Source organism: Photobacterium sp. 2_MG-2023 (genome assembly GCF_030547675.1).
GTDB lineage: Bacteria > Pseudomonadota > Gammaproteobacteria > Enterobacterales > Vibrionaceae > Photobacterium > Photobacterium arenosum.
In genome coordinates this window covers 1-515 of record NZ_JAUOQQ010000067.1, presented here as the reverse complement: position 1 = coordinate 515, position 515 = coordinate 1, and the positions used below count along the sequence as shown (strand labels likewise).

General features: G+C 55.5%; 1 rRNA gene. It reads left to right on the top strand.

Annotated elements, in window-relative coordinates:
• Positions 1-506 (top strand): 16S ribosomal RNA (locus Q4491_RS21485); the annotation flags it as partial.
• Between the last annotated feature and the right edge of the window lie 9 nt (positions 507-515).

Genomic DNA, 515 nt, shown 5'->3' with positions numbered 1-515 from the left:
CGCTGAGACAGGTGCTGCATGGCTGTCGTCAGCTCGTGTTGTGAAATGTTGGGTTAAGTCCCGCAACGAGCGCAACCCTTATCCTTGTTTGCCAGCACTTCGGGTGGGAACTCCAGGGAGACTGCCGGTGATAAACCGGAGGAAGGTGGGGACGACGTCAAGTCATCATGGCCCTTACGAGTAGGGCTACACACGTGCTACAATGGCGTATACAGAGGGCGGCGAGCTAGCGATAGTGAGCGAATCCCACAAAGTACGTCGTAGTCCGGATTGGAGTCTGCAACTCGACTCCATGAAGTCGGAATCGCTAGTAATCGTGGATCAGAATGCCACGGTGAATACGTTCCCGGGCCTTGTACACACCGCCCGTCACACCATGGGAGTGGGCTGCACCAGAAGTAGATAGCTTAACCTTCGGGAGGGCGTTTACCACGGTGTGGTTCATGACTGGGGTGAAGTCGTAACAAGGTAGCCCTAGGGGAACCTGGGGCTGGATCACCTCCTTACCTAAAGAC